Source organism: Streptomyces sp. NPDC002520, from assembly GCF_053595235.1.
This window is the reverse complement of record NZ_JBSFXG010000058.1, coordinates 1-26,564: the sequence shown is the minus strand read 5'-3', so window position 1 is coordinate 26,564 and position 26,564 is coordinate 1. Positions and strand designations below refer to the sequence as shown.

The window sequence follows — 26,564 nt, the reverse complement described above, 5'->3', positions numbered from 1 at the left end:
GTCGACTCATTCACAAGTCGTCTTACCTCCTTGGTGACCAGGAAACTTCTAGACAAGGTCAGCGTGGCACCATGCCGACGGTTGGCGACTCTATGGCGTGTCGGCGGTCCGCAGCAACACAATCCGCCGGACCCGGCAGGATGTGTCGGCAATGAAACATCCTGCTGTCAAGGGCGTACGGCCGTCGCACCGCAGGTTTCACCGGTGTACGAATCGGTCGAAGAGTTACGTTCGAGGCGAGTTGGCCGAGAGCCGCAAAGTGACCATACACACATCCGGCCGGACCTTGTCGGGCAAGGTCCGGCCGGGTGTGCGGTGTTGACGACCTGTGTTGACGAATCGCCTTTTACCTGACGGCGACTTGGCGACTCACCGGGTCACGGGTGTCAGCCGAGGACGGTCTCCAGTTCGGCGTACTCCAGGCCGTGAGCCTCGGCGACCTCCTTGTAGACCACCTTGCCATCGTGGGTGTTCAGACCCTTGGCGAGGGCGGCGTCACGGCGCAGCGCCTCCACCCAGCCGTTGTTGGCGAGGGAGACGATGTACGGCATCGTGGCGTTGGTGAGGGCGTTGGTGGAGGTGTTCGGCACACCGCCCGGCATGTTGGCCACGCAGTAGAAGACCGAGTTGTGGACCTTGAAGGTCGGCTCGGCGTGCGTGGTGGGACGGGAGTCCTCGAAGCAGCCGCCCTGGTCGATCGCGATGTCGACAAGGACACTTCCGGGCTTCATGCGGGACACGAGCTCGTTGGTGACCAGCTTCGGGGCCTTGGCGCCCGGGATGAGGACCGCGCCGATGACCAGGTCGGCCTCCAGGACGGCCTTCTCCAGCTCGTAGGCGTTGGACATGACCGCCTTGACCTTCGTACCGAAGATCTTGTCGGCCTCGCGCAGCTTGTTGATGTCGCGGTCCAGCAGGGTGACCTCGAAGCCCATGCCGATGGCGATCTGGGTGGCGTTCCAGCCGGAGACGCCACCGCCGATGACGACGGCCTTGGCCGGGGTCACACCGGGGACGCCGCCCGGCAGCACACCGCGGCCGCCGACCGGGGCCATCAGGTGGTAGGCGCCGACCTGCGGGGCCAGGCGGCCCGCGACCTCGGACATCGGGGCGAGCAGCGGCAGCGCGCGGTTCGGCAGCTCCACCGTCTCGTAGGCGATCGCCGTGGTGCCGGACTCCAGCAGGGCGTCCGTGCACTCCTTGGACGCGGCCAGGTGCAGGTAGGTGAAGAGGATCTGGTCCTTGCGGAGGCGGTGGTACTCCTCCGCGATGGGCTCCTTGACCTTCAGCAGCAGGTCAGCGGTGGCCCACACCTCGTCGGCCGTGTCGAGGATCGCGGCGCCGGCGGCGACGTACTCCTCGTCGGTGATCGAGGAGCCGACGCCGGCGCCCCGCTCGACGACGACCTGGTGGCCGTTGCGCACCAGCTCGTGCACACCGGCGGGGGTGATGGCCACCCGGAACTCGTTGTTCTTGACCTCGCGGGGGATGCCGACCTTCACGTGGATCACGGTCCTTGGCTCAGAGGGGGGTGTATTACAAGACATGCCAGGCATATCGCGGCATACCGCGGCACACCGGGAGACACCGCAGGAGAACGTGCGGCAGAGCCAGTCTAATGAAGGTGTTCCGCGTGTCTAGCCTTTCATTGCATCAATCTTCATCGGATGCACTACGGATTTCGCAGGCTTCAGCGGCAGGCTCCTGGCTTTCCTCGCCGTCCTGGGCCTCCTCACCCAGCATGCGCTCCGCCGCCGCACGGTGCAGGTGGGCGGCCGCGGGGTCCCCCAGACGGTCCAGCGTGTCGGCCAGCCGGAGCTGCAGCGCCGCCTGGAGCCGGGCGTCCCCGGCGCGCCGCGCCCACTCGACCGCCTCCCGGCAGGTCCGCAGCGACTCCTCGGGCCGCCCCGCGTACTCCTGGACCCGGGCCAGCTCGCTCAACGCCCGCGCATGAGCGGCCACATCGCCGTCCTTGCGGTACCCGGCGACGGCGGCCCGCCAGCTCCGCAGCGCCTCGCCGTAGCGGCCCGCGTAGGTGTGGGCGGTGGCGATCCGGCCGTACAGTCGCGCGGCCTGGGTGCGCTCGTCCCGGGCCAGCCGCTCGGCGAGCGCCCGGCCGAACCAGTCGGCGGCCCGGTCGTAGTCGCCCAGCTCCTGGTACGCACCGCCTACGGATTCCATCGCGCGGCCGGTCGCGTACGGGTCATTTGCTTCGCGCCCGGCGTCCAGAGCGGCCCGGTAGCGGACCAGAGCGTCCCGGGTGCGACCGGTCTGGGCGTCCAGATCGCCCAGGTTCAACAGCGCCGCGGCCTTCTCCCGGGGCAGTCCGCGCCGCTCGGCCACGTCCAGGACGAGACCGTGGACGCCGTACAGGTCGGGTGCGGCCGCCTGGGTGCCGAAGTGCGCCACCATGGCCCGGACCAGCTGGGACATCAGCCGGCGCGCGAGGGTGTCCAGCTCCCCGTCGGCCACCGCGAGCCGGGCGGCGGCCAGCAGGGCGGGCCGCCTGACCCGCAGCCACTCGGCGGCCGCCGCGGCGGTCGGAAAGCGCAGCGCCGCGGGCATGGCCTGCAGCTTCTCCCGGGCCTGCGGGCTGTCCGGCTCGGTGACCGCCCGGCAGGACTGCAGCAGCCGTACGTCCCGCTCCAGCAGCCGGGCGCGGGCCAGCTGCAGCTCCGCCGGGCGGTCCTGGGCCTCGGCGAGAGCGCGCAGGAGGGGGTGCAGGCAGCCGGGCACGTCGTACTCGGGCAGCGGGGAGTCCACGGCCCGCAGCAGGCCGAGGGCGGCCAGCTCGTCCAGCGTGGTGCGGGCCCGGCTCACCGAGCAGCCGGCCAGCGCCGAGGCGGTGTGCGGGTCGACGGTCCCGGCCGGGGCCTGGGAGAGCAGTCGCAGTATCCGGGCGGCCGGTCCGGGAAGCTGGTCGTGGACGAGGCGGAAGACGCGGGCGAGCGGGGTGCCGTCGCCGCCGACGGCACCGTCAGGGGTGTACGTGTGCAGCCGCTTGGCCAGGTCGGAGACGGCCGCCTGGGGCCGCGCGGCGAGCCAGCCGCCGGCCAGGGTGAGCGCCGCGGGCTGGCCCTGGCAGGCCTCGGCCAGGCTTTCGGCGGAGCGCGGGTCGACGGTGATGCGGACCGAGCCGGTGTAGCGGGTGAGGAGTTCCACCGCCGACTTGGTGTCCAGGCCGCCGAGGGTGCACGGTCGGACGTCGGCGATGCCGGTGAGCGGGCCGCCGGAGACGGCGACGACCAGGCAGTCCGGGGCGTCCGGCAGCAGCGCGTCGACCTGTTCGGCGCCGGGTGCGTCGTCCAGCAGGAGCAGCACCCGGCGTTCGGCGAGGGTGGCGCGCAGGGCCTCGGTCAGGTCGTCCTCGGCGGCGCCGGCGGGTGCCCGTACGTCCAGCGCGGCGAGCAGCTCGCGGGCGGTGCGCTCGAGCGGTACGGGAGTGCCGTCGGGCTCGCTGAGCCGGGCCCGCAGCGCTCCGTCGGGGTAACGCTGCGCGACCTGCCGGACGAGTTCCTCGGCGAGGGCGGTCCGGCCGGATCCGGGCCTGCCCGCGATGAGGAGCACGCGCGCGCGGGGGGCCTTGCGGCCGGAGAGGGTGTCCAGGCCGGCGCGCTCGATGTCGGCGCGCAGTTCCTTCAACTCCCGTGTGCGACCGAGGAACTGGTCCTCCGCGGCCGGCGGCGCCGACAACCGCACGTCGCCTGTGTCCACCGCCTGATCCGTCACGGGCCACACTCCCGTCCCACCGCACGCGCAAGCCCGCCGGGACTCCGATACGGGCATGTCCAGAGCCTAGTTCACGCTCTGCGACGTTCCCGGCGGAGCGCGGCGGGCACATCCCTCGATCGGATCAGGCGATCGTCACACGAATGCGCCGGGTGGTGAGTTCAGGACGCGAAGGGACGCGCGGGCCACGGCGCGTCGGCCGGGCGCAGGGCTTCCACGCCGTCCGCGTCGCGGGCGGCGACCAGGGAGAGGACGCCCACGACGAGGCAGGTGTTGTGCACGTCGCCGGCGAGCACCCGGCGCACCAGCTCGTCGACCGGCACGCGCGCGTGCTGCATGTCGGCCTCCTCGTCCTCGACCTCGAACCGCTGCCCCTCGGCCTCGGACAGGTCGCGGGCGAGGAAGATCCGTACGGCCTCGTCGCAGCCGCCGGGGGTGGTGTACACGTCGGTCAGCACCCGCCAGTCCTCGGCCTTGACGTGCGCTTCCTCGTACAGCTCGCGCTGGGCGGCGTGCAGCGGGTTCTCGCCGGGGACGTCCAGCAGGCCGGCCGGGATCTCCCAGAGCTTGTGCCGCACCGGGTGGCGGTACTGGTTGATGAGCAGGACCCGGTCCTCCTCGTCCAGGGCGAGGACGGCGACCGAGCCGGGGTGGACCTGGTAGTCACGGCGGGCCACCGAGCCGTCGGGCATGACCACCTCGTCCGTGCGCACCGAGGTCTTGTTGCCCACGAAGGGGGTCTCCGTCGAGCGGATCTCCCACTCCTCGGGGCTGTCCTTGATCGTCATGCCCTGTCCTTCCAAGCGCTTTCGCAGGAGACCGGTCCGAGAAACCGAAAGGTCCGAGAAAACCGGGGTGCCCACCTCCTGAGAGGCGAGCACCCCGGCCACCGTACAACCGTCGTGCTACTTCGCCGTCTTCCGCTCGACCGCCGCCTTCACCAGGCCGGCGAAGAGCGGGTGCGGGCGGGTCGGACGGGAGCGCAGCTCGGGGTGGGCCTGCGTCGCGACGAGGTAAGGGTGCACGTCACGCGGGTACTCGACGTACTCGACGAGCTTGCCGTCGGGCGACGTACCGGAGAACAGGATGCCCGCCTGCTTCTCCAGCTCCGCGCGGTAGGCGTTGTTCACCTCGTAGCGGTGACGGTGGCGCTCCTCGACGTACTCCTTGCCGTCGTACACCTCGCGCACGATCGAGTCCTCGGCCAGCTTCGCCGGGTACATGCCGAGCCGCATGGTGCCGCCCATGTCACCCTCACCGGCGACGATGTCCATCTGCTCGGCCATCGTGGAGATGACCGGGTGGGCGGTGGCGGGGTCGAACTCGGTGGAGTTGGCGTCCGGGATGTCGGCCAGGTTGCGCGCGGCCTCGATCACGATGCACTGCAGGCCCAGGCAGAGGCCGAGCAGCGGGACCTTGTTCTCGCGGGCGTAGCGGATGGCGCCGACCTTGCCGAGCACACCGCGGTCGCCGAAGCCGCCCGGGATGCAGATGCCGTCGACGTCGCCGAGCTGGGCCTTGGCACCGGCCGGGGTCTTGCAGTCGTCCGAGGTGACCCACTTGATCTTCACGCGGGCCTTGTTGGCGAAGCCGCCCGCGCGCAGCGCCTCGGTGACCGACAGGTAGGCGTCGGGCAGGTCGATGTACTTGCCGACCAGGGCGAGGGTGATCTCGTGGTCGGGGTTGTGGACGCGGTCCAGCAGGTCGTCCCAGGTCGTCCAGTCCACGTCCCGGAAGGGCAGGTCCAGCTTGCGCACGACGTAGGCGTCCAGGCCCTCGGTGTGCACGACCTTCGGGATGTCGTAGATCGAGCGGGCGTCGGGGCAGGCGACCACGGCGGCCTCGTCCACGTCGCACATCAGCGAGATCTTGCGCTTGATGGCGGTCGGGACCTCGCGGTCGCAGCGCAGCACGATCGCGTCGGGCTGGATACCGATGTTGCGCAGCGCGGCGACGGAGTGCTGGGTCGGCTTGGTCTTCAGCTCGCCGGAGGGGCCGATGTAGGGCAGCAGCGAGATGTGCACGACGAACACGTTGTCCCGGCCGACCTCGTGGCGGACCTGGCGGACGGTCTCCAGGAACGGCAGCGACTCGATGTCGCCGACGGTGCCGCCGACCTCGGTGATGACGACGTCCACCTCTTCGGTGGCCATGCGCCGGATGCGGTGCTTGATCTCGTTGGTGATGTGCGGGATGACCTGGACCGTGTCGCCCAGGTACTCGCCGCGCCGCTCCTTGGCGATCACCGTCGAGTAGACCTGACCGGTGGTGACGTTGGCGGAGCCGTCGAGGTCGCGGTCGAGGAAGCGCTCGTAGTGGCCGATGTCCAGGTCGGTCTCGGCGCCGTCGTTGGTGACGAACACCTCACCGTGCTGGAAGGGGTTCATCGTGCCCGGGTCCACGTTCAGGTACGGGTCGAGCTTCTGCATCACGACGCGCAGGCCACGGGCCTTGAGCAGCATGCCCAGGCTGGAGGCGGTGAGGCCCTTGCCGAGCGAGGAGGCGACACCCCCGGTGACGAAGATGTGCTTGGTCGTCGTAGATTTCGGCGGCATGGCCAAGAGGGGGCTCCCGTGGTCGCGATCTGTCATGCGGAACGGCTGCGGGCCCGGAGGAAAGGTGTGGTTCCTCGCGGAGGCGCCGTCGCTGCGGTTCGGGGGTTTCAGGCCCACCGGTCCACGGGCTACCAGGGTATCAGCGCCCGAGCCGAATGACTTCCGGCCACGCTCCGCGCACGCTTCGCCACGGAGACCGGACAAGGTGTCGCCACACCCGTACGCGCGAGCACACACCGGTCACACGCTTTCACCTGTTGCTCACTCGTTCGGCCCACACAGCTTGCCCGGAGCGGCACGCAGATCATCTACGTGCGTCGTATCCTGCTCGGACATTCGCTGCCGAGCCCGGCCGGAACGACGGCACACCCCCGCCCGTACCACCGGCTCCAACGAGAGCACGGCAGTTCGTTGAGCAAGGACTGCCGTATTGCCTCAGGGCTCGGCGGGCTGCTTTGCTTCACCGCTCAACGACGCACAACAACAACCCTTGACCGCACTAGCGACAACCCCCCGTGTGTGGGGGTGACGTGGCCGTTCGACTGGAGTTGCACGTGGCCGGGCGCATCGAAGACTACGCACTCATCGGAGACATGCAGACCGCGGCGCTGGTCTGCCGGGACGGCACGGTGGACTGGCTGTGCCTGCCCCGCTTCGACTCGCACGCCGTCTTCGCCGGCCTGCTGGGCACCGAGGAGCACGGATTCTGGCGGCTCGGGCCGGCGCATGCCGCCGACTCCCCGCCGCCGACGGCCGCCCGGCGGACCTATCGCGGCGACTCGCTGATCCTGGAGTCCGAGTGGGACACCCCGCGCGGCACCGTGCGCGTGACGGATTTCATGCCGCCGCGTGACGGCGCCCCGCAGCTGATCCGGATCGTGGAGGGCGTCACCGGCCGGGTGCCGATGCGCTCGGAGCTGCGGATGCGGTTCTCCTACGGCCGGGTGGTGCCGTGGGTGCACAAGCACGAGAACCGGACGGTCGCGGTCGCCGGACCCGACTCCGTGTGGTTCGACACGGAGGCCGAGACCTACGGAAAGTCGCTGACCACGTACTCGGACTTCACGGTCGCCCCGGGTGACCGGATCGCGTTCACGATCTCGTGGCAGCCCTCCCACAAGCAGCCGCCGCCCCTGCCGGAGCCGGAGCAGTCGCTGGAGGCGACGGAGGAGTTCTGGCGCGAGTGGGTGGAGCAGTGCACCTACCACGGGCCGTACCGCGAGGCGGTGATCCGCTCCCTGATCACGCTGAAGGCGCTGACGTACGGCCCCACCGGCGGCATCGTCGCCGCGCCCACCACCTCGCTCCCGGAGGACATCGGCGGCGTCCGCAACTGGGACTACCGCTACACCTGGCTGCGGGACGCGGCGATCACCCTGTCCTCGCTGCTGCGCACCGGCTACCGCGAGGAGGCCCGCGCCTGGCGCGAGTGGCTGCTGCGCGCCGTCGCCGGCGATCCGGAGAACCTGCAGATCATGTACGGCATCGCCGGCGAGCGCGAGCTGGGCGAGGCCGAGCTGGACTGGCTGCCGGGCTACGAGCACTCCGCCCCGGTCCGGGTCGGCAACGGCGCGGCCCACCAGCTCCAGCTGGACGTGTACGGCGAGGTCACCGAGGCCCTGCACCTGGCGCACATGACGGGCCTGGCCCGCAACGACTACGCCTCGCTGCTCCAGCTGAAGCTGATCCGCTACCTCGAGGACCACTGGCAGGAGCCGGACGAGGGCATCTGGGAGGTGCGCGGCCCGCGCCGGCACTTCGTGCACTCCAAGGTGATGGCCTGGGTGGCCGTGGACCGCACCATCAAGCTGATCGAGTCCGGTGACGCGGACGGCCCGCTGGAGCGCTGGAAGGAACTGCGCGACGACATCCACCGGGACGTCTGCGAGAAGGGCTACGACCAGGAGCGCAACACCTTCACGCAGTCCTACGGCTCCAAGGAGCTGGACGCCTCCCTGCTGCTGATCCCGCAGATGGGCTTCCTGCCGCCGGACGACAAGCGGGTGATCGGCACCATCGAGGCCATCCAGCGCGAGCTGTCCACCACGGACGGATTCATCCTGCGCTACCCGACCGAGGGCGAGCACGAGGGCGTCGACGGGCTGCCGGGCGACGAAGGGGCCTTCCTGGCCTGTTCGTTCTGGATGGCGGACGACCTGGCGATGATCGGCCGGGTGGACGAGGCCCGCAAGCTGTTCGAGAAGCTTCTCGCGCTGCGCAACGATCTCGGTCTGCTCGCCGAGGAGTGGGACCCGCGCCTGAAGCGCCAGGTCGGCAACTTCCCGCAGGCCTTCAGCCACGTTCCGCTGATCGACACCGCGCTGCGGTTGACGGCGTCCGGGGCGTACGGGGGGTAGCCGCTCCGCTTTGCCGGCGCTCCCCGCCTAGGCTGGGACCGGGCAGATCCCCCTCTTCGGAAAGGGGGTGGCCATGGCTTCCCCTTCGAAGGCGCGCACGGCTCTCGCCGTGTTGCGTGACGAGCTGGTCGGTGAGGTGTTCGCGCCGGGGGACGAAGGCTATGACGATGCCCGGACCGTGCTCGACGCGCGGATCGACCGGCGGCCGGCCGTGATCGCCTGGTGCGCGGACGCGAGCGATGTGGTGCGGGCGGTGCGGTTCGGGCGGGAGCTGGATCTGCCCGTTGCCGTGCGCGGTGGTGGGCAGGCTGTTTCCGGGGCTGCCATGGGTGACGGCGCGCTCGTGGTGGACCTGCGTCGGATGCGCCACGTGGAGGTCGATCCGGGAGCCGAAGCCGTCCGGGTCGAGGGCGGTGCCACGACGGGCGATCTGGACCGGGCCACCTGGCCGCTCGGGCTGGCGACGAGCGGCAGCCGGGGGCCGGGCAGCGGCGTCGCCGGCTTCGTGCTCGGTGGCGGCACGGGCTGGCTGGACCGGGCCTTCGGGCTCGGTGTCGACAATCTCCTCGCTGTCGAGCTGGTCACCGCGGACGCCGAGCGGGTGCACGCCAGTGTCGACGAGAACCCCGAGCTGTTCTGGGCCCTGCACGGCGGGGGCGGCAACTTCGGCGTCGCCACCGCCGTGACCCTGCTGCTGCACGAACTACCGGAGTTCTCCCGCGCCCTGCTGGTGTGCCGCCCGCAGGTCGGCCCCGACCTCGTGCGCGCCTTCCGCGAGGTGATCCGTACAGGCCCCGACGAGGTGGGCGGGGCCGTCGTCCAGCTGGCGGGGCTCGCGCCCGGGTTCGTACCGCCGGAGCCGGCGGGCGAGCCGTTGTACGCGGCGGTGCTGACATACACGGGCGGCGAGGAGGAGCTACGGGAGCTCGCCGCGCCGCTGCTCGCGCTGCCGCACGAGGCGGAGTCGGTCGGCGCGGTGCCGTACCCGCGGCTCCAGCGGCTGCTGGACGAGCCGGCCGGGCTGCGGCACGCCTGGACGGCGGAGTGCCTGACGGGCCTGCCCGACGCGCTGGTGGACGTCTTCTGCGCCCGCGCGGCCGCCCTCCCCGTGCCGACCTGCTCCCGGTACCTGCTCCTCCCGCAGGGCGGGGCGGTCGCCGCCGACCCGCACGGGTACCCGGTGCCGTTCCGGGACGCACCGTGGACGGCGCATCCCCGCGCGCTGTGGACGGACACGGCCGACGACGAGCGGGCCATGGCCTGGGTGCGGGACGCCCGCGCCGACGTCGCGCCCTGGCGCACGGGCGCCGTCTGCCTCGACCTCATCGGCGACGAGGGCCCCGAGCGCGTACGGGAGGGCCTCGGCGAGGGGAACCTGCTGAGGCTGGAGAAGGTGAAGCGGGCCTACGACCCCGACAACGTGTTCCGCTTCAACCACAACATCCACCCCGTCTGACCGTCCTCCTGCCCTCTGCCCGGTATCCGGCCGGTTCGGCCGCCCTCCTCCCCGACATCCGGCGGGGCCGGCGCCCTCCGAGCACCGCATCCCGCCGGTCCGGGCCCCTCCTGTGGATCATGCGGTGCCTGACGCTGTCGCGCGGGCGTTTGCCCAGGTAGCGTCCGGTGCATGGACAGCGGTACGGAGAGCAGATTCGCCACGCAGGGCGCCGGGATCACCGTTCAGCGAGCCCTGGAGCTGCCGGGGCTGCGCAGCGGGCTCCCGGAGATCCTGGCGGGCGCCGACCGGCTGGGGCGTACCGTGCGCTGGGTGCACGCGGGCGAGGTGCCGAACATCGCCTCGCTGCTCAAGGGCGGCGAGCTGCTGCTCACCACGGGCTACGGCGTCGGTACCCGCCCCGCCGAGCAGCGGGCGTTCGTGCGCACGCTCGCCGAGCGGGGCATCGCCGCGCTGGTCGTGGAGCTGGGACCGCGCTTCACCAGGCTGCCCGCGGCCCTGGTGGACACGGCCCGCAGTGCGGGGCTGCCGCTGGTCCAGCTGCACCGCGAGGTGCCGTTCGTGGCTGTCACCGAGGAGATCCACACCGAGATCGTCAACGGGCACTACGCGCTGCTCCAGCGGGCGGAGGAGGTGCACCGGCGGTGCACCGAGGCGCTGTTGGGCGGGGGCGGGGTGCCGCAGGTGCTGGGCATTCTGGCCGACTTCAGCGACAACCCGGTGTTCCTGGAGACGGCCGACGGCCGGCTGCTGTACGCCGCCGGGTCCGGCCCCGAGGGCGCCGATCCGCTGCAGGTGTGGGAGGGGCTGCGGGGTTCGCACAAGGACGTGCCGCCGCCCGCCGGTTCGGTGCTCGTGGACGTGCCCGGCGGCGGACCCGGTGCGGGGCCGGGGGCGGTGCGGGCCCGCCTCGTGCTGCTGCCCGTGCGCGCGCCGCTGGCCCCGGTGCACCGGATCGCCGCCGAGCGGGCCGCCGGCATCCTGGCCGTGGTGCTGATGCAGGCCCGGCAGGAGGAGGAGCTGGCGGCGCGCGGCCGGGGCGACTTCCTCACCGATCTCGCCGAGGGCCGCATCAGCGCCGAGGACGCGCCCGCGCAGGCCCGGGTCCTGGGCTTCAAGCCCGGCAACAGCCCCCTGCTCCCGGTGGTCATGCGGGTCGGCGACGCCCTCTCCCCCGGCGGGGGCTGGGCGGTGCTGGCGCGGGCGGTCGCCGAGGAGCTGGCCTCGGTGGGGGTGCCGGTGCTGTTGGGTGTGCGGCCGGTCGAGGGACGGGTGCCGGTGCTGCTCGGGCTGCGCTCGGAGTCGGAGCGGGCGGCGGTCGCGGACCGGGTCGCGGCGGCGCTGCGGGCGGGCGTGGAGCGGGCCGGGATGCGGCGGCCCGGGTCCCCGCCACCGGTCGTGGTGGTCGGGGTGGCCGGCGGGTGGGCGGCCGCGTCGGCGGGTCTGCGGCACGCGGCGGAGACGGCGACGGCGGCGGAGGGCCTGACCGACCGCCCCTGGTACGACGCCCGCCGCCTGGACATCGACCTGCTGCTGTGGCGGCTGCGCGACCACCCGGACCTGGCGGCCTTCGTGGACCGCGCGATCGGCCCGCTGCGCGACCACGACCACCGCTCCAAGCCCCCCTTGCTGCCCACCCTGGAGACCTATCTCGCCCACGCGGGACGCAAGGCCGAGACCGCCCGCGAGCTGCACCTCAACCGCCAGACCCTCTACAACCGCCTCGCCCGCATCAGCGAGTTGCTGGGCACCGACCTCGACGACCCCCAGACGGTCCTGGCCCTGAGCCTCGCCCTCCGCGCCCGCCGCCACGTGCCCTAGCTGTTCTGCCCGGGGAGGCAGGCCCCGGACGGCTCCCGGCCGGCGGTCGGGCCGCCGGTCAGGCCAGTGGTGCCGGCTGGGTCAGCTCGTCGTACACGCTCAGGACCTGGGCCACCGTCTCGTCCTCGGTGGGCCAGGTCGCGGCCTGCCGCTCACCCAGATCCTGGAGCGACTCGCGCCGCTCCGGGTCCGCGAGGAGTCGTACGACGGAGTCCGCGAGTGCCTTCGCGTCGCCGTACGGGACGAGTTCGGCCGCGTCGCCCACGAGGTCCGGGATGCCGCCGACGGCGGTCGCGACGAGCGGCACGCGTGCGTGCAGGGCCTCCTGGGCGAGCACGGAGCGGGACTCCCACTTGCTGGTCAGCAGCGCCAGGTCGGCGGCGGCGAGCAGCTGCGGCACGTCGTCGCGGGTCCCGATGAGCCTGACCGGCAGGCACTCGTCCTCGATCCGCCGCTGCAGCACGGGCCGCAGGGGCCCCTCCCCGGCGACGACGACCAGCGGCAGCGGGTCGAGGCAGCGCCAGGTCCGGGCCGCGTCCAGCAGGACCTCATAGCCCCGGTGCCGGTCGAGGGAGCCGACCGCGACGAGCAACGGGCGTCCGGTGGCGCCGAGTTCGGCGCGGAGCTTGGGGCCCGGCCGCTCGGCGTCGTCGGCGTCGTCGGCGTCGCAGGGTTTGCGCCGCCCCGGCAGGGCGATGGCGCCGAGCCTGGCGTCCTTGGCGCCGGTCCGGCGGGCCCGGTCCACCAGCTCGGAGGTGGTGCCGATCACCACCGCGGCCGTGCGCACGACACGCCGCTCCAGCAGCCGCAGCAGATGCGCCCGCGCGCCGTCGGCCTGTGCCCGGTTGTGCCAGGTGACCACGAGCGGGGTGCGTCGGCCGCCGAGCGCGAGCACGGTACGGAAGGAGGCGTGCAGGCCGTGCGCGTGGACCAGGTCGGCGTCGGCGCAGGCCGCCCGGAGCGCGGCCACGGAACCGGGGTCGCTGCTGCGCGGCACGTGCACGTGGTCGGCGCCGGTGCCGCTGAAGTCGTAGGCGTGGTCGGCCTCGGCGGGGGCGCACACCGTGACCCGCACGCCCCGGGCGACGAGCCCCTCGGCCAGGGAGCGCACATGCGCACTGCTTCCGGCGTCGCCCCCGCCCAGCACCTGCACGGTGCGCAGCGGCGACTGGCCGTGCGGTGCGTTGCTGCTCACGGGACTCACGGGGCTCACGAGGCCGGGGCTCCTGATTCGGCGCGGGTCGGTCACGGGTCACGGGGGAACGTACAGAAGGTAGCGGGCGGAAAGGACGGGAAGGACGAGAAGGAGCGGAAGGACGTACCGCGCGCGCCTCTCCCGCGGACCGTGTCCGGTCCGCCGCCCGCCCCGCGTTCCCGTCAAGCATGCCAGGACGTACGGCTGTTCCGGGAATCACGGGGAGGCGCACAGCGCGGCAGGCGGGGCAATGCGCCGGAGCACATCACCCACATGGGTGAAGGAAACGAGGCGCGGTCCCGCGTACCCCCAGACCGTACCGCGAGGTCAGCGGCTCACAGGGCCCTCGCCCACGCGCTCACTCGGTCCCCGTACACCGCCGCGGCCACCACCGCGACGGCGTGCGCGAGCAGTCCCGCGCGCCTGTTGCACGCCACCACCGCACTGCCGAGCGCCGCCCCCAGGGCGTGCGCCCCCGTGTCACCCATCATCGCGCGCTCCCCGAGGTCGTCGGGGAGCACCGCCGCGGCGCCGCCCGTCGCGACGGCGGCCAGCGCTCCGCCCTCCCCCGTCCGCACCAGCCCCGGCGCCCCGAGCGCGAGCACCGCGCCGGCCGCGCGTCCGGGCCGTACGTCGACCAGGTTCACGAAGTGCGCGGCCCCGGCGATCACGACACCCGCGAGCAGGCGGTCGAGCGGTCGCTCCTTCAGCAGCGCGCCGGCGACGAGCCCGGCGGCGGAGATACCGAACAACTTGACGGCACCGCTGGTCACTTCACCGTGGCGCAGGGCGCCGAGATGCGCCCGGAAGCCGCGCCGTGGATCGCCCGCCCCGGCGACGTCGTCGTACGCCCCGAAGACACCGGCCGCGAGCACGGCGAGCCCGGCCGCGGGACGCACCCGGGCAGCGGCGAGGGCCGTGGCGACGGCGGCGGCAGGTCCGGCGTACAGCTCGACGGTCCGGCCGGCGTAGTTCTTCCGCTGCCAGCGTTCGCTCCCACCGGGCGCGGCCGCCCGCAGCGCCGCGGTCGCGCCGCGGGTCAGCAGGGCCGCCGAGAGGAAGGCCGCGCTCCGGCCGGTTCGAGTGCTCATCCGGCCACTGTAGAAGGGGGTTGACGACGACGGCGTGGCCAGGGGGTGCGGCCGGGCGAGCGTGCGGGGACGAGGGCCCCGCCCGCTCCCTAGCCCTCGGCGCGTGCCGTGGCCAGCAGCTCCTCCGCGTGGGCCCGGGCCGTCTCCGAGTCCTCCTGGCCGGCCAGCATGCGGGACAGCTCGCGGACGCGGTCCTCGCCCTCCAGCACCTTCACGCCGGAGCGGGTGACCGAGCCGTCGTTGGTCTTCTCGACCAGCAGCTGACGGTCGGCGAAGGCGGCGACCTGCGGAAGGTGGGTGACGACGACGACCTGCGCGGTCTTGGCGAGTTTCGCCAGGCGCCGCCCGATCTCGACCGCGGCCTTGCCGCCGACGCCGGCGTCGACCTCGTCGAAGAGGTACGTCGGCACGGGGTCCGTGCCGGCGAACACGACCTCCACGGCGAGCATCACGCGGGACAGCTCACCGCCGGACGCGCCCTTGGCGATGGGCCGCGGCGGCGCCCCCGGGTGCGGGGCGAGCAGCAGCTCGACCTCGTCCACACCGGACGGGCCGTACGCGACCGTACGGCCACCGACCTCGACGCCCTCGGGGTCCTCGGTCTGCCGGATGTCGAAGGACACGCGCGCGTGGGGCATCGCCAGCGAGGCCAGCTCGGCGGTCACGGCGGCGGCGAACCGCTCGGCGGCCTCTGCCCGCGCGTCCGTCAACGCCTGCGCCAGGGCGCCCAGTTCGGCGCGCAGGGCGTCCCGCTCGGCGGTGAGTTCGTCGATCCGCTCGTCGTCGCCGTCCAGCTCGGTCAGCCGCGCGGCGCTCTGCTCGGCCCAGGCGAGGACGGCGCCCACGTCGTCGCCGTACTTGCGGGTGAGGGCACCCAGCGCGGCCCGGCGCTCCTCCACGGCGGCCAGCCGCAGCGGATCGGCGTCCAGGTCGTCGGCGTACCCCGCCAGCTCCCCGGCGACGTCGCCGAGCAGGATCCCGACCTCGCCGATCCGCTCTGCGAGGGAGGCGAGCGCCGGGTCGTGGGAGCGGACGGCCTCCAGCGCGCGGTGGGCGCCCGCGACGAGGGCCTGGGCGTCGATCCCCTCGGGGTCCTCGGGATTGCCCGCGAGAGCGCCGTGCGCGGCGGTCGCCGCGGACGACAGCGCCTCGGCGTGCCCGAGCCGCTCCGCCTCCTCGGCCAGTTCCACGTCCTCACCTGCGCGCGGCTCGACGGCGGAGATCTCCTCGAGCCCGTACCGGAGAATGTCGGCTTCCTGGGCGCGCTCACGCGCGCGCGTGACGATCTCCTCCAGGTCGGTGGAGACGGCCCGCAGGCGTCGGTAGGCCTCGCCGTACTTGGCCAGCGGCACGGCGACCGCGTTCCCGGCGTACCGGTCGAGCGCCTGCCGCTGCCGGGACAGCTTCAGCAGCCCCTGCTGGTCGGTCTGGCCGTGCACGGCCACCAGCTCGTCGGCCAGCTCGGCGAGCACGCCCACCGGCACGCTGCGCCCGCCCAGGTGCGCCCGCGAGCGTCCCTCGGCGGACACGGTGCGGCTGATCAGCAGGGCACCGTCGTCCAGCTCGGCCCCGGCCTCCTCGGCGCGTACGACGGTGGCGGCGCCGGGGGCCACGGTGACCCGCCCCTCCACGACCGCCTTGTCGGCCCCGATCCGCACGAGCGCCGGGTCCGCCCGCCCACCGAGCAGCAACCCCAGGCTGGTGACCACCATGGTCTTGCCCGCACCCGTCTCACCGGTGACCGCGGTGAACCCCGGCGACAGCTCGACGACAGCGTCGTCGATGACCCCGAGCGACCGTATCCGCATCTCCTCCAACACGGAACAGACCATACGAGGTCCGGGGCGGGGAGCGCACATGGCCCGCCTATGTCACTCCGCCGAGTGTCCCCACCCGAGGGGCGCGGGGGACTGCGCGACAAGCCACAACACGCCCGCACGCGCGCCCGCAGGCGCGCCTGCACCCACGCCCGCCGACGAGAGTCACCCGCCCATCACAGACGGCTAGTGCGGAGCCCCCCGCCACCCATGCGTGGGCAACGCGAATTTCGCCACGAGCCGGTCCGTGAAGGACGCATGGTGCAACCGAGCCAACCGCACCGGCACAGCCCCCCTACGCACCTCCACCCGCGCCCCCGGCGGCAACTCGATGGTCCGCCGCCCGTCACACCACAGAACCCCCGGCGGGATATGCGGCAGAACCTCCACAGCGAGCACGGAATCCGGCGACGTCACCAACGGCTTCGCGAACAGTGCGTGCGCGCTGATCGGCACCATCAGCAGCGCCTCCACCTCGGGCCACACCACCGGCCCCCCGGCGGAGAACGCGTACGCCGTCGAGCCGGTCGGCGTCGACAGCACGATCCCGTCGCACCCGAAAGCGGTGACGGGCCGCCCGTCGATCTCCAGGACGACCTCGAGCATCTTCTCGGCGCCGGCCTTCTGCACGGCCGCCTCGTTCAGCGCCCAGTCCGTGTGCACGATGTCCCCGTTGCGGTGCACCACGACGTCGATGGTCATCCGCTCCTCGACCTCGTACGACCGGGCCACCACCCGGTCGACGACCCGGTCGAGGTCGTCCCGCTCGGCCTCCGCGAGGAACCCGACGCGCCCGAGGTTGACGCCGAGCATCGGCACCCCGGAGGCCCGCGCGAACTCGGCGCCGCGCAGCAGCGTGCCGTCGCCGCCGAGGACGATCAGCAGCTCGCAGCCGTCCAGGCACTGCGGTGTCGCCTCCCTGACGAGTTGCACCTCGTCGGGCAGCGGCAGGTCGCGCGCCTCTTCCTCCAGTACCCGCACCCCGATGCCGTGCCCCAGCAGTCCCTTGACCACCAGTTCCGCACTGCGGATCGCCGCGGGCCGCCCGGTGTGGGCGAGCAGGAAAACAGTACGCACTCGGTTCTGTGTCAACGCGGCCCCTCCGCCACTGCTCGGTCGACATCGGCCGGGTCCAGGGCGGGCGCCCCGGCACGCAGCCACAGAAAGTACTCGACGTTCCCGGACGGCCCGGGCAGCGGGCTGGCGGTGACTCCCCGCACGCCGAGCCCCAGTTCCCAGGCCTTCTCGGCCACCCCCCGCACGGCTTCCGCCCGCAGCTGCGGACTCCGTACGACGCCCCCGCTGCCCAGCCGTTCCTTACCCACCTCGAACTGCGGCTTGACCATCATCACCAGGTCGGCGTCCGGCTTCACGCACCGCTTCAGGGCCGGCAGCACCAGCCCGAGCGGGATGAAGGACAGATCGCCCACGACAAGATCCACCGGCTCCCCATCGATCGCGTCGAGCGTCAACTCGCGTACGTTCGTACGGTCCTTGACGGTGACGCGTTCATCGCTCTGCAGAGACCAGGCGAGCTGTCCGTATCCGACGTCCACGGCGACCACGTGCGCGGCACCCGCGCGCAGCAGGACGTCGGTGAAGCCGCCGGTGGACGCTCCGGCGTCCAGCGCGCGCCGGCCCTCGACGACGAGCCCCCGCGGTACGAACGCCTCCAGGGCACCGGCGAGCTTGTGGCCGCCGCGGGAGACGTATTCCGGGTCGCTGTCGTCGCTCTGGACCACGATCGCCGCGGCGGTCTCCACCTGTGTGGCCGGCTTGGTCGCCACGGTCTTGCCGACGGTGACCCGCCCGGCGGCGATCAGCTGGCTGGCGTGCTCGCGCGAGCGCGCGAGCTTCCGGCGGACCAGCTCCGCGTCCAGACGACGGCGTGCGACTCCTGCCACGTTCGGTTCAGCTCCTGCTCTGGTGGTACGGCGGTGAGGGGGCCGGAGGTCCCGGGCGGGCGTCGAGCGCGGTGAGCGCGTCGCGCAGTCCCCCATGTACATCCTCGTACACCTCGAGATGTCCGTCGGTGGCGAGGTGGTCGGCGTCGGCCAGCCGCTCCAGCTGGGCGTCGACCTCGGCGTTGCCGGTGGAGGTGCGGGGGACGTCCAGGGCGGCGGGGGCGGCGGGATCGTCCTCGGGTTCGGCCACGGCCTGCGGCTCGGCCACGGGCGGCGCCCCGGTCACGCCCTCCGGCTCGCTCACGGCTCCCGACATGGCCACGACCTCGGCCTCTGACACGGACTCGCTCATGCCCAGACGCTACCGCGAACGGCTGGGGTACCGTCGTCGGCGATGGCCACGATCGAGGAGTGCCGCGCCGCACTGGAAAAGCTTTCGGACAACATGCAGGGCGCCGAGGGCGACGTCCGCGAGGCCGCCGCAATGGACCGCTCGGTGACCTGTCACATCACCGACCTGGATGTGACCTTCGTCGGCCGGATGACCGGGGGCCGGCTCGAGGTGGACGACACGTGTCCGGGGCCGCCGCGGGAGAAGGCCCGGATCCGGCTCGCCATGACAGGCGACGACCTGGTGGCCCTGGTGGGCGGCGAACTGAACTTCGCGACCGCCTGGGGCTCGGGCCGGGTCAGACTGGAGGCGAGTCTGCTGGACCTCTTCCGGCTCCGGAAGCTGCTCTGACACCCCGCTCGCCCGCCGAGCCGCCGCCCCGGCCACTCAGGAGGCGGCCCTCGCCGTTCAGGAGCCGGCCCTCGCCGTCCAGGAGCCGGCCCTCGCCGTTCAGGATGCCGCGGTGGCCTTCGCCGCCCGTGCCTGCCGGGCGGCCGGAACCACCAGCGGGGTCCCCGTCTCGGGGTCCTCGATGATCTGGCAGCGCAGCCCGAAGACCTCCTCGACCAGCTCGGCCGTCACGACGTCGGCCGGGGCGCCCTCGGCGATCACCCGGCCGTCGCGCAGGGCGATGAGGTGGGTGGCGTAGCGGGCGGCGTGGTTGAGGTCGTGCAGGACGGCGACGAGGGTGCGGCCCTGGGTCTCGTGGAGTTCGGCGCACAGGTCGAGGACGTCGATCTGGTGCTGGATGTCCAGGTAGGTGGTCGGCTCGTCCAGGAGCAGCAGCGGGGTCTGCTGGGCGAGGGCCATGGCGATCCACACGCGCTGGCGCTGGCCGCCGGACAGCTCGTCCACGTACCGGTCGGCGAGTTCGGCGACCCCGGTGTGCGCCATGGACTCCTGGACGACCCGCTCGTCCTCGGCGGACCACTGCCGCAGCAGCCCCTGGTGCGGGTAGCGGCCGCGGCCCACGAGGTCTGCGACCGTGATGCCGTCGGGCGCGATGGACGACTGCGGCAGCAGGCCGAGGGTCCGGGCGACCTTCTTGGCGGGCATCGACTGGATGACCTGCCCGTCCAGCAGCACCCGGCCCTGGCTGGGCCTCAGCATCCGGGACAGGGCCCGCAGGAGCGTCGACTTGCCGCACGCGTTCGGGCCGACTATCACCGTGAAGGACTGGTCGGGGATCCGCACCGACAACTGCTCGGCGATGACGCGCTGGTCGTAGGCGAGGGTGACGTTCTCGGCGGACAGGCGGTTCACGGTGCTCCCTTGGGTGTTCTGGAATGCCGAGCCGCTCGCGTCCGGCGTGGTCGGGGCGCTCATATCCGGCCCGCCCTGCGCTCGGTGACGAGCAGCCAGAGCAGGTAGACGCCGCCCAGGACTCCGGTGACCACGCCGACGGGCAGCTGGTCGGCGCCGAAGGCCCGCTGCGAGACCCAGTCGGCGGTGACCAGGAGGGCGGCGCCCATGCACAGGGACGGCAGCAGGTTCGGGCCGGGCGAACGGGTCAGGCGACGGGCGAGCTGGGGTGCGGTGAGGGCCACGAAACCGACCGGGCCGGCCGCGGCGGTGGCGGTCGCGGTGAGCAGGACGGCGGTCACCATCAGCAGGGCCCGTACGCGTTCGACACGCACACCGAGGGCGTTCGAGACGTCGTCGCCCATCTCCATCGTCCTGAGGCCGCGCGCGTTGACGAGGGCGAGGGGCACGAGCACGGCGCACAGTCCGAGCAGCGGCCGGACCTGGTCCCAGTCCCGGCCGTCGAGGGAGCCCGTCATCCAGACGACGGCACGCGCCGCGTCGACGATGTCGGACACGGTGAGCAGATAGCCGTTGACGGCCGTGAGGATCGCGGAGACGCCGATTCCGACGAGGACCAGCCGATAGCCGTGCACGCCCCGCTTCCAGGCGAGCAGATAGATGGCGAACCCGGTCACCAGGCCGCCCACGAGCGCGCCCGCGGTGACCTGGGCCGCGCTCCCGGAGAACAGCACGATCATCACGAGAGCCCCGGCGGTCGCCCCCTGCCCGAGGCCGAGCACGTCCGGGCTGCCCAGCGGATTGCGGGTGACGGCCTGGAACAGCGCCCCGCCGAGCCCGAGGGAGCCGCCGACCAGCAGTCCGACCAGGACGCGCGGCAGCCGCAGCTCCCTGACGATGAACTCCTGGCCGGCGCTGCCGTCGCCGAGCAGCGTCTTCACCACGTCGCCCGCCGGGATCGGGAAGTCGCCGGTGCCGATCAGGACGACGCTCGCGGCGAGCGCGGCGAGGAGCAGCAGGACGACGACCGTGACGGCCCGGACGTCCAGCCGCAGCGAGAGCCCGCCCGGCGCCCTGATGACACGGTTGGTCTTCACAGCTGGGCCGTCCTCCGCCGTCGTACGAGAAAGATGAAGACCGGCCCGCCGATGAGCGCGGTGACGATGCCGACCTGGAGTTCCGAGGGGCGGGCCACGACGCGGCCGATGACGTCGGCGCCGAGCAGCAGCACGGGCGACAGGACCGTCGCGTACGGCAGGATCCAGCGCAGGTCGGGGCCGGTGAAGGACCTGACCGCGTGGGGGACCATCAGCCCGACGAACGCGATCGGCCCGCACGCGGCGGTCGCCGCCCCGCACAGCACGGTCGCGGCGAGCATGGAGAGCGCCCGCGTGCGGTTCAGGTCGGCGCCGAGTGCGGTGGCGGTGTCGTCGCCCATGGCCACGGCGTTGAGCGGCCGGGCGAGCCCCAGGGCGAGCAGTGTGCCGACCGCGAGGAACGGCAGCACCTGCACGATGGTCGCGTTGTCGGCCGAGGCCAGCGAACCCACCGTCCAGAAGCGCATCTTGCCCAGCGCCGCGTCGTCCATGATCATCACAGCCTGGAGGTAGCCGTACAGCGCCGCGGTGATCGCCGTACCGGCGAGCGCGAGCCGCACCGGCGTGGCGCCCCGGCTGCCGCCGAGGAACCAGACCAGCGCGCCGACCGCCGCCGCACCGGCGAAGGCGAACCACACATATCCGGTCAGGCTGGTGACGCCGAAGAAGGTGATGGCGGTCACGACGGCGGCGGAGGCACCCGCGTTGATGCCGAGCAGACCGGGATCGGCCAGCGGATTGCGGGTGAGCGCCTGGAGCACCGCCCCTGCCAGTCCGAGCGCGGCACCGGCCAGCAGCCCGAGGACCGTGCGCGAGATCCGCGCGTCCACGACGACGTCGCCGTACGTCCCCGTGTCGTGGAACAGGCCGTGCCAGACCTGGTCCGGCGTCAGCGCTTTCGCCCCGATCGCGATGCTCGCCAGGGCCACGAGCACCAGGATCGCGACGGAGAGGAGGAGCCCAAGGGGGCGTACCGCCCGGCGAGTTGGGGGCGCGGGGGCGGTGTCCGCGCGCTGTTCCGGAGGACTGTCGACCAACACGAGGTTAGGTTAGCCTACCCTCGCTAACCACCTCGATGCGGCCCGTGAAGTTCCTGTGCGTCACAGGCCCAGTCTGGCCAGCGCCTTGCCTCCGTCCAGCGGGCAGGCCCCGTCCCCGGCCGCCGTCCAGGCCGCCGCGCACAGCGCCCGCAGCCCGTCGAGCGCCTCACCGTCGCCCTCCAGCTCCAGCCGGTCTGTGCCGCCCGCCGCCGTCCAGCCCCCGCAGCGGAAGCCGTCCCCCGCGCGGACGACCTCGGGCTGACCGGTGAGCAGCCCGCGCAGGTCGGCGTCCACATACGTCGGCCGGTGCTGCGGCGGCGCGGCCAGCAGCTGGGCGCCGTCGGTGACACCGGTCAGCACGAGCAGCGAGTCCACACCGCCGTTGAACGCGCCCTCGATGTCCGTGTCCAGCCGGTCGCCGACGACCAGCGGCCGCTCGGCCCCGGTACGCAGGACGGTCTCCCGGTGCATGGGAGGCAGCGGCTTGCCCGCCACCTGCGGCTCCGCGCCCGTCGCGATCCGTACGACCTCCACCGCGGCGCCGTTGCCCGGCGCGATGCCCCGACCGCTCGGAATCGTCAGGTCGGTGTTCGACGCGAACCACGGCACACCCCGGGCCACCGCGTACGACGCCTCCGCCAACCGCGACCAGGTGAGATCCGGGCCGCCGTACCCCTGCGCGACCGCAGCGGGATCGTCGTCCGCCGACTCCACCGGCGTCAGGCCGCGCTCGCGCAGCGCCACGCGCAGCCCCTCACCGCCGATCACCAGCACCTTCGCCCCGGCCGGCACCTGCTCGCTGATCAGCCGCGCGACCGCCTGCGCCGAGGTGATGACGTCGTCCGCCCCCGTCGGTATCCCCAGCTCCGTGAGGTGCTCGGCCACGGCGTCCGGCGTGCGCAGCGCGTTGTTCGTGACGTAGGCCAGATGCATGCCTCCCGCGCGCGCCCGCGCCAGCGAGTCCACGGCGTGCGTGATCGCGTTCCCTCCCGCGTACACCACCCCGTCCAGATCGAGCAGCGCCGTGTCGTACGCCTCGCTCAGGGGCTGCCCCATGCCCTCGGGCCTCGTCCTGACGCTCTGGCTCATTCCACATCGCTCCTCGTTCGACCGTCTTTCCCCGATCATCCCCCACCCCACTGACACACGTACGATGCCGGGATGAACACTGCAGGTCACTCGGAAGCAACGGCGCGCCGAGGCCTGGAACTCACCCCGTTCCGCGGCCTTCGGTACGACCCCGACCGGGTCGGCAGCCTGGCCTCCGTCACCTCCCCTCCGTACGACGTCGTCGTACGCCCCGACGGCCTGTACCACCTCCAGTCGGCCGATCCGTACAACATCGTCCGGCTGATTCTTCCGCAGGCCGACAACCCGAGCGCCCGCAACGAACAGGCGGCACAGACCCTCCAGCGCTGGCTCGCCGAGGGCATACTGGCCGCCGACCCGGACCCCGCCCTCTACGTGTACGAGCAGCACGACGGCAACGGAATGCTCCAACGCGGTGTCATCGGCGCCCTGCGCGTGTCGGAGCCCTCGGAGGGCGTCGTCCTCCCCCACGAGGACGTCATGCCGCCCGTGGTCGCCGACCGCGCCGGCCTGATGCGCGCCACCCGCGCCAACCTGGAGCCCCTGCTGCTCACCTACCACGGCAACGGCGCGGCGGCCGCGGTCGTCGAGCGCACGGTGGAGCGGCCTCCGCTGCTCGCCACGACCACCGAGGACGGCTTCCACCACAGCCTCTGGGCGGTCACCGACCCGGCCGACATGGCCCGTATCCAGTCGGACCTGTCCCACCACCAGGCCCTCATCGCCGACGGCCACCACCGCTGGGCCACCTACCGGCGGCTGCGCGCCGAGCACCCCTCCCCCAGTCCCTGGGACCACGGTCTGGTCCTCCTGGTCGACACCGCCCGCTATCCCCTGCGCGTCCGCGCCATCCACCGCCTCCTGCACCACCTGCCGGTCACGGACGCGCTGACGGCCCTGGACGGGCTGTTCCGGGTACAGCACCTCGCCGGCGTACCGCTGGCCAGGGCCCTGGAGGCGCTGGCGGACGCCGCGTGCGCGGGCAACGCCTTCCTGCTGGCCGGCGACGGCGCCTTCCACCTGATCGACCGCCCGGACCCGGACCTGCTCACCCGGACGATCCCGGCCGACCGCCCGGCCGCCTGGCGCTCCCTGGACGCCACCGTCCTGCACGCCACGCTCCTCGACCACGTGTGGCGCATCCCCGAGGACTCCCCCGCCCACATCGCCTACATCCACGACACGGCGGCCACGGTCGCCAAGGCGGAACGGGACGGCGGAACGGCCGTCCTGATGCACCCGGTCCGCGAGGAGGTCGTACGCGATCTGGCCCGCCAGGGCGTCACGATGCCCCGCAAGTCGACGTCCTTCGGCCCCAAGCCGGCGTCGGGGCTGGTGCTGCGGGCCCTGGAGATGTGACGCGCGGCGCGCACGACAGCACGCGTGCGCACGCGTATGGGGGCAGGAACGCGAAAGGGCGGGACCGAAACGGTCCCGCCCTTTGCCACGCCCTCACCCGTTCGGGTCAGTCCTCGTCATCCGTCGCGGTGACGTCCCCGGACTCGGCGCTCTTCACGCCCTCGCCCTTGTCGTCACCCTCGCCGTCGCCGTCGCCGCCGCCGTCGCGTCCGTTCTCGCCCGCGTCCTCGTTGTCGCTCTCGTCGAGAGCGTCGACGAACTCGACGCCGTCCAGCTCGGCCAGCCGGTCGGAGGCGTCCGTGCTGCCGTCCCGGTCCGCCTCGACGGCCTTCGCGAACCAGTCCCGCGCCTCGCGCTCCCGGCCGGCGGCCAGCAGGGCGTCCGCGTAGGCGTAGCGCAGTCGCGCGGTCCACGGCTGGATCGAGTTCGACGCCAGCTCGGGGCTCTGCAGGGTCACGATGGCCGCGTCCAGCTGCCCCATGTCGCGCCGAGCACCCGCCGCGACGAGCCGCATCTCGACCTGCCCGGCCTTGTCCAGCTTCTGCACCTCGGGAGCGCCGGCCATGTCCAGCGCCTTCTCCGGACGCCCGAGCCCACGCTCGCAGTCGGCCATCACCGGCCACAGGTCCACGTTGCCCGTCATACGTCGCGCGGCCCGGAACTCGGCGAGAGCCTCGCTGTACTTCTGGCTGGCGTACGCGGCGAAACCGGCGGCCTCGCGGACGGCGGCCACGCGGGACGCCAGGCGCAGGGCCACCTTGGAGTAGCCGTAGGCCCCCTCGGGGTCCTCGTCGATGAGCCGCGCGACCATCACCAGGTTCTTGGCGACGTCTTCCGCGAGCGTCTTGGGCAGGCTCTGCAGCTCCTGCCGGACGTCCTTGTCGATCTCCTCGCCGGTGACGTCCTCCGGGATCGGCAGACGCTTGATCGGCTCACGGTCCCGGTCACGCTCGTCACGGAACCGGCCACCGCCACGCCGGTCGTCCCGCCGGTCGTCCCGCCGGTCGTCGCGGCGATCGTCCCGCCCGTCGCGTCCCCGGAAGCCGCCCGGCCGACCACCCCGGTCGTCCCGACGCGGCCCATGGCCGCCCCGGTCGTCCCGGCCCCGGAAGCCACCGCGGTCACCACGGCTCTCGTCCCGCCGGAAACCGCCCCGGTCGTCACCCCGGCGGTCGTCACGGCGGTCGTCACGCCGGTCGTCGCGGCGGAAGGCCGGGCGGTCGCCGCCACGGTTGTCGTCACGGCGGTCGTCACGCCGGTCGTCGCGGCGGAAGGCCGGGCGGTCGCCGCCACGGTTGTCGTCGCGGCGGAAGGCCGGACGGTCGCCGCCACGGTCGTCACGACGGAAGCCCCGGTCACCACGGTCACCGCGGTCGTCGCGACGCGGCCCACGGTCACGGTCGTCACGCTGGAACGCCGGACGCGAACCCCGGTCGCCCTCACGACGATCGTCCCGACGGCCATAACCACCGCGGTCGCCGTAGCCACCACGGTCGCCCCGGTCACCGTAGCCACCGCGGTCGCCGCGGTCGCCGTAACCGCCACCACGGTTGTCGTCGCGCCGGTCGTCCCGGCCCCGGAAGCCACCGCGGTCACCACGGCTGTCGTCCCGCCGGAAACCGCCCCGGTCGTCACCCCGGCGGTCGTCACGGCGGTCGTCACGCCGGTCGTCGCGGCGGAAGGCCGGACGGTCGCCGCCACGGTTGTCGTCGCGGCGGAAGGCCGGACGGTCGCCGCCACGGTCGTCACGACGGAAGCCCCGGTCACCGCGGTCGTCGCGACGCGGCCCACGGTCACGGTCGTCACGCTGGAACGCCGGACGCGAACCCCGGTCACCCTCACGACGATCGTCCCGACGGCCATAACCACCGCGGTCGCCGCGGTCCCCGTAACCGCCACCACGGTTGTCGTCACGGCGGTCGTCACGGCGGAAGCCGCCGCGCTCACCACGGTCACGGTCGTCACGCCGATCATCACGCCGGTCGTCGCGACGGAAGCCGCCGCGGTCGCCGGAACCGCCACCGCGGTTGTCGTCGCGCCGGCCGTAGCCGCTGCCGCCACCACTGCCGCTGCGGTAACCGCCGCGGTCGTTACGGTCGTTGTCGCGCTGGAAGCCACCACGGTTCCCGCGGTAGCCGCCACGATCACCGCGGTCACCACTGTCCCGTCGCCGCTGGTCGCGCTCCGGTCGGTCGTCGGGAGAGTTGGTGGACATGGTGACTCCTGTCTTCGGTACCGCAAGCATTGTAAAAACGAAAGGACCCCTGGTCCCAGCTGAACGCTGGGACCAGGGGTCCTCCAAAGATTGTTCGGCGGCGTCCTACTCTCCCACAGGGTCCCCCCTGCAGTACCATCGGCGCTGTGAGGCTTAGCTTCCGGGTTCGGAATGTAACCGGGCGT

At 72.9% G+C, this 26,564-nt stretch carries 20 protein-coding genes, 1 rRNA gene and 1 pseudogene; 5 read left to right on the top strand and 17 right to left on the bottom strand.

Annotated elements, in window-relative coordinates; genetic code table 11:
* Window positions 1-386: 386 nt before the first annotated feature.
* The 4 genes from ald to ACWD5D_RS42030 all read right to left on the bottom strand — a co-directional run bounded on the left by ald (window position 387) and on the right by ACWD5D_RS42030 (window position 6,284).
* On the bottom strand, window positions 387-1,502 hold the full coding sequence (gene ald / locus ACWD5D_RS42045; protein ID WP_451378052.1) for an alanine dehydrogenase: 1,116 nt from the start codon (window positions 1,500-1,502) through the stop codon (window positions 387-389).
* A gap of 151 nt (window positions 1,503-1,653) precedes the next feature.
* Window positions 1,654-3,729, bottom strand: a complete 2,076-nt coding sequence (locus ACWD5D_RS42040; RefSeq protein WP_451378033.1) for a tetratricopeptide repeat protein — start codon at window positions 3,727-3,729, stop codon at window positions 1,654-1,656.
* 161 nt (window positions 3,730-3,890) lie between these two features.
* Window positions 3,891-4,517, bottom strand: a complete 627-nt coding sequence (locus ACWD5D_RS42035; RefSeq protein WP_451378032.1) for an NUDIX domain-containing protein — start codon at window positions 4,515-4,517, stop codon at window positions 3,891-3,893.
* A 117-nt stretch (window positions 4,518-4,634) separates the two neighbouring features.
* Window positions 4,635-6,284, bottom strand: coding sequence for a CTP synthase (locus tag ACWD5D_RS42030; protein WP_451378051.1), 1,650 nt, complete (start codon window positions 6,282-6,284; stop codon window positions 4,635-4,637).
* A 554-nt stretch (window positions 6,285-6,838) separates the two neighbouring features.
* Here ACWD5D_RS42030 and ACWD5D_RS42025 point away from each other — a divergent pair.
* From ACWD5D_RS42025 to ACWD5D_RS42015, 3 genes are all read left to right on the top strand, one after another.
* The gene (locus tag ACWD5D_RS42025; RefSeq protein WP_451378050.1) at window positions 6,839-8,641 is read left to right on the top strand and encodes a glycoside hydrolase family 15 protein; all 1,803 of its coding nucleotides are present in this window, start codon (window positions 6,839-6,841) and stop codon (window positions 8,639-8,641) included.
* Window positions 8,642-8,714: 73 nt separating this feature from the next.
* A complete protein-coding gene (locus tag ACWD5D_RS42020) occupies window positions 8,715-10,097 on the top strand; it encodes an FAD-binding oxidoreductase (RefSeq protein ID WP_451378031.1) in 1,383 nt (460 codons plus the stop codon).
* Window positions 10,098-10,268: 171 nt separating this feature from the next.
* Window positions 10,269-11,918 (top strand): PucR family transcriptional regulator, encoded by a 1,650-nt coding sequence (locus ACWD5D_RS42015; protein WP_451378030.1) that lies wholly within the window; start codon window positions 10,269-10,271, stop codon window positions 11,916-11,918.
* 58 nt (window positions 11,919-11,976) lie between these two features.
* Here the strand turns inward: ACWD5D_RS42015 and ACWD5D_RS42010 are convergent, their stop codons facing one another.
* From ACWD5D_RS42010 to ACWD5D_RS41985, 6 genes are all read right to left on the bottom strand, one after another.
* Window positions 11,977-13,122 (bottom strand): glycosyltransferase family 4 protein, encoded by a 1,146-nt coding sequence (locus tag ACWD5D_RS42010; protein ID WP_451378049.1) that lies wholly within the window; start codon window positions 13,120-13,122, stop codon window positions 11,977-11,979.
* A 326-nt stretch (window positions 13,123-13,448) separates the two neighbouring features.
* Window positions 13,449-14,204 (bottom strand): hypothetical protein, encoded by a 756-nt coding sequence (locus tag ACWD5D_RS42005; RefSeq protein WP_451378029.1) that lies wholly within the window; start codon window positions 14,202-14,204, stop codon window positions 13,449-13,451.
* An 89-nt stretch (window positions 14,205-14,293) separates the two neighbouring features.
* The gene (recN, locus tag ACWD5D_RS42000; RefSeq protein ID WP_451378028.1) at window positions 14,294-16,036 is read right to left on the bottom strand and encodes a DNA repair protein RecN; all 1,743 of its coding nucleotides are present in this window, start codon (window positions 16,034-16,036) and stop codon (window positions 14,294-14,296) included.
* A 171-nt stretch (window positions 16,037-16,207) separates the two neighbouring features.
* On the bottom strand, window positions 16,208-17,113 hold the full coding sequence (locus tag ACWD5D_RS41995; RefSeq protein ID WP_451378027.1) for an NAD kinase: 906 nt from the start codon (window positions 17,111-17,113) through the stop codon (window positions 16,208-16,210).
* Window positions 17,110-17,925, bottom strand: a complete 816-nt coding sequence (locus ACWD5D_RS41990) for a TlyA family RNA methyltransferase (protein ID WP_451378026.1) — start codon at window positions 17,923-17,925, stop codon at window positions 17,110-17,112. Before ACWD5D_RS41990 ends, ACWD5D_RS41995 begins: the two co-directional genes overlap by 4 nt.
* A gap of 7 nt (window positions 17,926-17,932) precedes the next feature.
* The gene (locus ACWD5D_RS41985) at window positions 17,933-18,277 is read right to left on the bottom strand and encodes a hypothetical protein (protein ID WP_451378025.1); all 345 of its coding nucleotides are present in this window, start codon (window positions 18,275-18,277) and stop codon (window positions 17,933-17,935) included.
* Window positions 18,278-18,319: 42 nt separating this feature from the next.
* On the opposite strand from ACWD5D_RS41985, the gene ACWD5D_RS41980 reads away from it, so the two are divergent.
* The gene (locus ACWD5D_RS41980) at window positions 18,320-18,667 is read left to right on the top strand and encodes a sterol-binding protein (RefSeq protein ID WP_451378024.1); all 348 of its coding nucleotides are present in this window, start codon (window positions 18,320-18,322) and stop codon (window positions 18,665-18,667) included.
* Window positions 18,668-18,766: 99 nt separating this feature from the next.
* Here ACWD5D_RS41980 and ACWD5D_RS41975 read toward each other — a convergent pair whose 3' ends face one another.
* Genes ACWD5D_RS41975 through ACWD5D_RS41960 form a run of 4 tightly spaced genes read right to left on the bottom strand, consistent with a single transcriptional unit; the run spans window position 18,767 to window position 22,805 of the window.
* Window positions 18,767-19,642 carry an ABC transporter ATP-binding protein gene (locus ACWD5D_RS41975; protein ID WP_451378023.1) on the bottom strand — a complete coding sequence of 292 codons (876 nt, stop codon included), beginning with the start codon at window positions 19,640-19,642 and terminating at the stop codon, window positions 18,767-18,769.
* The gene (locus ACWD5D_RS41970) at window positions 19,639-20,676 is read right to left on the bottom strand and encodes a FecCD family ABC transporter permease (RefSeq protein WP_451378022.1); all 1,038 of its coding nucleotides are present in this window, start codon (window positions 20,674-20,676) and stop codon (window positions 19,639-19,641) included. The genes ACWD5D_RS41975 and ACWD5D_RS41970 overlap by 4 nt, the downstream gene beginning before the upstream one ends.
* Window positions 20,673-21,716 carry a FecCD family ABC transporter permease gene (locus ACWD5D_RS41965; protein WP_451378021.1) on the bottom strand — a complete coding sequence of 348 codons (1,044 nt, stop codon included), beginning with the start codon at window positions 21,714-21,716 and terminating at the stop codon, window positions 20,673-20,675. Before ACWD5D_RS41965 ends, ACWD5D_RS41970 begins: the two co-directional genes overlap by 4 nt.
* 60 nt (window positions 21,717-21,776) lie before the next feature.
* Window positions 21,777-22,805 carry an HAD-IIA family hydrolase gene (locus ACWD5D_RS41960; RefSeq protein ID WP_451378020.1) on the bottom strand — a complete coding sequence of 343 codons (1,029 nt, stop codon included), beginning with the start codon at window positions 22,803-22,805 and terminating at the stop codon, window positions 21,777-21,779.
* A gap of 72 nt (window positions 22,806-22,877) precedes the next feature.
* Between ACWD5D_RS41960 and ACWD5D_RS41955 the strand changes: the two genes are divergently transcribed.
* Window positions 22,878-24,164, top strand: a complete 1,287-nt coding sequence (locus ACWD5D_RS41955) for a DUF1015 domain-containing protein (RefSeq protein WP_451378019.1) — start codon at window positions 22,878-22,880, stop codon at window positions 24,162-24,164.
* A gap of 106 nt (window positions 24,165-24,270) precedes the next feature.
* On the opposite strand, the gene ACWD5D_RS41950 is transcribed toward ACWD5D_RS41955, so the two are convergent.
* From ACWD5D_RS41950 to rrf, 3 genes and pseudogenes are all read right to left on the bottom strand, one after another.
* On the bottom strand, window positions 24,271-25,083 hold the full coding sequence (locus ACWD5D_RS41950; protein ID WP_451378048.1) for a hypothetical protein: 813 nt from the start codon (window positions 25,081-25,083) through the stop codon (window positions 24,271-24,273).
* Between the two features lie 315 nt (window positions 25,084-25,398).
* Window positions 25,399-26,379: pseudogene (locus tag ACWD5D_RS41945) on the bottom strand (hypothetical protein); the annotation flags it as partial.
* A gap of 92 nt (window positions 26,380-26,471) precedes the next feature.
* Window positions 26,472-26,564, bottom strand: a 5S ribosomal RNA gene (gene rrf / locus ACWD5D_RS41940); the annotation flags it as partial.